The following is a 1,792-nucleotide window of genomic DNA, read 5'->3' as shown; positions in this document are numbered from 1 at the left end:
TTATATTTTTCATGTATTTTCCTTTTTTAGTGCATAACGCCTCACATCACTGGAAAAATAAAGGCGCAGAGCGAAGTGGCGTAGCTTTGTTTTGTCCGAGTGTATGCGTTTGTTAGGCCAATACATCATCAATTTTTCTCAAAAAATCGTATTCAAATTCCTTGATATGATTTGTTGTTTTATCCATTTTAGCAACGATCATTTCTACCAGCTCATTCTTGGTATAACTCATCCCATTTAATTCTACTTTATCGCCTTCAATCAAAGGCTCACCAGTTGAATGGAATATTAATTTCAAGATTTCAGGAGGATAAAAATACTCAATACCATTTTTACTCCAAATGATAATATTTTTTTTTGGCAACCCCATACCTTTTAGATCATTCACAAGACTACTACCATGAACTTTATCCAGAACTACAAATATTCGATCTCTGTACGGAGATTTTTGAATATCACCAAGCAGATTCTTAGTTAAGTTAAATATCTCCTTTATTCTTGAGTCGCCATTCGCTTGAATAAGACTAATATTTGCATTTTCGTAACGGAGACTAAAAGCTCGCTTTATGTATTTGTAGTCACATTTTCCTTCTACAATTACGATTGCCGAAGGCATATATAGTGTTTCTAAGCGATTTCCAAGCAAGAAAAAATGAATGTTATTAATTTCATTTATATTTTCTACCTGCTTTATATTAATAATATCACCATTCTTTTCAACAAAATAATTGTTAGAAATTGATCGCCTATCAATAAATATAGTTGAATGTGTAGCTAGTATGATTGTTTTAATGTGACCGAAATACTTTTGCCTTATCTTTTGGTTAAATATAAAATCTGAAAATTGACCTTGAGCCTCAGGACTAATTCCCAATTCTGGTTCATCAATTAGAAACGTATCATAATTATCATCGAGTAATGAGGTAATCAATGTCGCAATTAGGCGATACCCTGAACTTGTATAAGAAATATTGTGACCATCCACAGAAATATATCTCTGAGACATTGAGTTACCTGCAACCGTGAACTTAAGCTCCATTTTTGAGCAAAGAAGCTTCTCCATTATTTCAATTAATTGTGCTCGTTTATCGTCGGTTAGCTCTGCAATAGCCTGCTGTAAGTTTAAGGGCGAATTATCAATATTTTGTTGTTCATTACTCCACTGTTCCAGAAATATCTTACGTCGCTCTGTTATTTTATGCTCCCCTCTATTAGGAGTAAAAAAACCAAGCAAGTTAAAGTTTTGATAACGAGCCGGTCCAAGATATGATGCTTTTTCACCAAGTGATTTTGTGAGGGTTTTTAAGAGAAAGGATTTACCACAGTTATTTTTACCACAGAGCACAATGTACTCCTTGTTACCAGCCTCCTGGAGGAATTTCTTCGCTTCTTTCGTAAAGGATGTATATGGCTTTTGATCGTACTGGTACATTTATTTTCCTTAAATAGAAATCAAAAAAACACACAAACCCCAACTGGTATAATGATTTCAACCAAAAAACAGTTTCACTCATTGAGTGAAAACCAAAGGCAACCAAGCCCCTCATTAACCAACCAAACCTTACTGCGTTTATGAATATTTTAAACTACAAACCGTCCTCTACTAACGAACTTTTAACCGCTCGCATTGGGCTACTTGCTACTGCACATACCATTAACACATTGAGTTTGTCTAATACTATTGATCAACACTTCCCAGACCTTGGTAGCAATTGTGCACTCAAAGCCTCCACTTTTATCAATACCTTGATATTAAGCCAACATGAAGGTGCTCAGTGCTTAGATGATACTA

Annotated in this window: 2 protein-coding genes; one reads left to right on the top strand and one right to left on the bottom strand. The window is 34.6% G+C overall.

Features of this window, described 5'->3' with window-relative positions:
- Nucleotides 1–112: 112 nt before the first annotated feature.
- Complete coding sequence (locus BAZSYMA_RS03665; protein WP_090715726.1) at nt 113–1,432, bottom strand: ATP-dependent nuclease; 1,320 nt, start codon at nt 1,430–1,432, stop codon at nt 113–115.
- Between the two features lie 140 nt (nt 1,433–1,572).
- On the opposite strand from BAZSYMA_RS03665, the gene BAZSYMA_RS03660 reads away from it, so the two are divergent.
- Nucleotides 1,573–1,792 (top strand): hypothetical protein (locus BAZSYMA_RS03660; RefSeq protein ID WP_143243087.1); only part of this gene is annotated, 220 nt, incomplete at its 3' end.

This window comes from Bathymodiolus azoricus thioautotrophic gill symbiont, assembly GCF_001298715.1.
GTDB lineage: Bacteria > Pseudomonadota > Gammaproteobacteria > PS1 > Pseudothioglobaceae > Thiodubiliella.
This window is presented reverse-complemented; position numbering and strand designations above follow the sequence as displayed.